We start from the raw sequence: 3,364 nt of genomic DNA on the forward strand, positions 1-3,364 counted from the left end.
TATAGCACTTTTGGGCACTTGTGTTGTCGTTATTGTGGATTTCGCGACGTTGGGGCGTCCTGCTCGCCTGCCGGGGATGTTGCGAAAGCCACTTTCACAACCTTCAACGTTGCGAAAGTGGCTTTCACAACACCGCCGACCCCGCCAGACCGCGCCGAGCCGAGGTACGTGGTCTTCGCAGTCCGCAAGGTCACCTGTTTCTCAATCGTCGTTCCCCCACCGAGACCACGAACTCGCCACCTTCTCCTTACGGCCCAGTGCCATCCACGGCCCCTTCGCGAAGCCGCGCGAAGTGGTGTTCCGGCCGGAAACAGATCTCTTGCGCACAGTCGAGGTCACGATCCACTCTCGTGGACCAGAAGGCTGACAGAGAAGGAATTCCGGCGAGGCCGCGGGCCCCGTCAGAAATACAGAAGCCCGATTTCGCGGTCAGGTCCCGCCGCCGCAACGGAAGACGAAGAGCCCCGGGTCCCCACCGTGTTCGGCGGGCGGCACGAGCGGGCAATTCGTGGCCGTCCAGGCCACGATCCGATACAACTCCGAATCGTTCGTGAACAGGCCACCCGCGCTACCCAGTACGACATGCCGCAGTTCCCCGGTCTCCACCAGTCGCCGCACGCCCTCGAGGGTCGGCCGCGGTACCTGGCCGGAGAATCCGCCCATAGGCAGGAACCATTCCCCGGTCGGCACGATGAACTGACCGGCGGTCTGCCAGGACGTCGTGGCCGCCACGTAGCGCGCGCCTTCGCGGTGTGCCATCAGGTAGTCGAACATCTTCCGCTGCGGGTCGGTCAGGGTGTCCTTCGTGTCGCTGTCCAGATCCACCCCGACCGGTCCGCTCGGCCCGGCACCGGCCTCGAAAGCGCTACCCGCGTACCGGTGGTCGAAAGCCGACAGACCCCAGGCACACGGAAGCACCAGCACCGCGACGAGACCGGCGACGGCCGCGCGCGCGACCGCGGCGCGCCGCAGGGTCCCGACGATCAGCACGGCGGCCGCAACCGCCGCCCCGCCGAGGGAGAGCCAAGCGAGCCAGGGCAGGAAATCCGCGTACCGCGAGGCCAGGTACGCCGTCCAGGCGAGCTGCGCGACGAGCACCGACGGCGGCAGCCAGGCCGCCCGGCGCTCGCGATACAGCCGCAGGCTCAGCACGGCCCCCGCCGCCGCCAGCGCGGCGAGCGGTGGCGCGAGGGCGGCGAGGTACGCGCTGTGCATGACGGTCATCCGGCTGAGGACCACGGCGAAAGTGACCAGCCACAGCCCCCACAGCACGAACCCGCCCCACTCCTGGCCGGTGCGCCGGGTACGGCGGTACACCACGAGACCGGCCACCAGCCCCACCAAGGCCAGCGGGTACAGCCAGCCGACCTGGGTCGCGTAGCGATCGCCGAACAGCTTGTGCCAGGCCTGGGGCGGATCCTCGGCCGCGGGTGCCGGGGCCGGCTCCGGTACGGGCTCCGGCTCCCCGGGTTGTTCCGGGAGCCCGGGCTGCGGGGCGGCCAGGCGTTCGAGCTCCGGAGGCAGCGTCAGGTCGGTGGACAGCGAGGGATCCGTGAAGTCGGTGCGGGCGGCGCCCGGAACGTGCAGACCGAACCGGTCCAGGCCGTTGTACCCGAAGACCATGGCGAACGCGTTGTCGTCGGTGGTCGCGTCCACCGCGGGCCGGTCCCCCGCGGGAGTCACCGTGTACAACAGGATCCAGCTCGCCGAGACCCCGATCAGCACGACTCCGGCGATCGCGAGCTGCCCGGCACGCCGTCGCAACGACGCGGGAGCGACGAGCAGATACGTCACGGCGAACGCGGGAACCACCATCCAGGCCTCGAGCATCTTCATCTGGAAACCGATCCCCACCCAGATCGCGGCGAGGATCAGCCAGCCTGTCCTGGCGCGCGTCACCGCGATCGCGAACGCGTCCGTGGCGAGCAGCAGGCACAGGATCAGCGCGCCGTCCTCCATGGCGTGGCCGAAGACCGACGCCACGATCGGCGTGACCGCGAACAGGCCCGCCGCCAGCAAGCCCGCGGCGGGGCCGAGCCAGCGCCGGACCAAGCGGTAGAGCACCAAAACCGAGAGCACGCCCCAAACGACCTGTGGCAGGGTCAGCGACCACTCGTGGAATCCGAAGATCCGCGCCGACAACGCCTGCGGCACGAAGGCCCCGGCGAGTTTGTCCAGGGTGATCGAAGCGCCGGGATCGAAGGCACCGTAGAAGAACGCCTTCCAGCTCACCGACATGCTCTTCACGGCCGCCGCGTAATAGTGCGCGTACCCGCTCCGCCCGATGTTCCACGAATACAACGCCCCCGCGAGAACGACGATGCCGAGCAACGCGGGACGCGCCCAGCGCGGCTGATCCGGCGGCGAGCGCCAGAACCGCAGCCGTGCCCGGCCACGTCCGGGTGAGACGGCGTGCTCCGCCTCCACCATTTCGTTCTGGGTCGATGCTAAAGCGGTCTCTTCGGCCACGGCGCGCCCTTCGACACGTAGGTGAAGTTCTGCGGTGAGAAGCACTTTAGGCGCCGAGGGCCGGATCGCCGCACTGTCAATATCGGCCCAAAGCACGGCTTTTCCCGCACGCTCCTGTACTTTCGGCTGGTTCCCCGGGAGCCCGCCCTTCCTATTCTCAAGCACATGACTTCAGCGCAACGGCCAGCGGGCATCATGGTCAACGTCGGGCTCGGCATCGTGTTCGCCGCGGGCATCGCGTTCACGGCGGTCATGCTCATGAACAGCTGGGGCAGAGCGTCATGGGTCTTTTGCACGCTCGTCGCGGTGGTGCTGTCCGCTCTGGCGCTGCTGCGCGAGCGGCAGAAGACGCTGATCGCGGGCGCCGGTGTGGCGGTCGCGGCCGTCGCGGTCATCGTGTCGCTGATCGCCGGTGACTCGCTGCCGAAGGAGCCCTCGCCCATCACCGGCCTGGCGCTGGCCGTGCTCGTCGGCTCCGCGATCAGGACGCTTCCGGTCGGACCGGCCGTCGCCATCGCCGCGGGCGGCATCGCGGTGAACGTGGGCGCCTGGTTCGACGGGCGGGACACGGTGCCGGTCCTGGCCACCACGGCGATGGTCGTCGCGCTGGTGGTGGGGCCGTCGCTGCGCACCCGCGATCACCACCTCCGGGTCACCGGTCCCGCGCCGCAGTACAGGTCCGATTCATTCCACCGCTGACGTGCACGAAGACGTCTACCTCGCCATGTCCACCGCTCGGCCCGCAGGCAGGGACGACACCCCCACGTCCGACCGCTTCGGGCTTCCCGAGTCGCCGCCGCACGGCAAGTCCGTGGGGCCGGGCGTAGGGGAACTAACCCGCGGGGTCCCGACGGGTCGGGGGGGGCCGGGCGCGGGACAACCCCGCCGCGGGGCG

2 protein-coding genes are annotated in these 3,364 nt (G+C 69.4%); one reads left to right on the forward strand and one right to left on the reverse strand.

All coding sequences use genetic code 11. The features are described 5' to 3' along the window. Positions 1–429 precede the first annotated feature (429 nt). On the reverse strand, positions 430–2,469 hold the full coding sequence (locus ACFWMR_RS05555; protein ID WP_378377248.1) for an ArnT family glycosyltransferase: 2,040 nt from the start codon (positions 2,467–2,469) through the stop codon (positions 430–432). A gap of 165 nt (positions 2,470–2,634) precedes the next feature. Between ACFWMR_RS05555 and ACFWMR_RS05560 the strand changes: the two genes are divergently transcribed. Then, on the forward strand, positions 2,635–3,168 hold the full coding sequence (locus ACFWMR_RS05560; RefSeq protein WP_244200038.1) for a metal transporter: 534 nt from the start codon (positions 2,635–2,637) through the stop codon (positions 3,166–3,168). The last annotated feature ends 196 nt before the right edge of the window (positions 3,169–3,364 follow it).

The sequence above is a fragment of the Amycolatopsis thailandensis genome (assembly GCF_042723255.1).
GTDB classification, from domain to species: domain Bacteria; phylum Actinomycetota; class Actinomycetes; order Mycobacteriales; family Pseudonocardiaceae; genus Amycolatopsis; species Amycolatopsis thailandensis.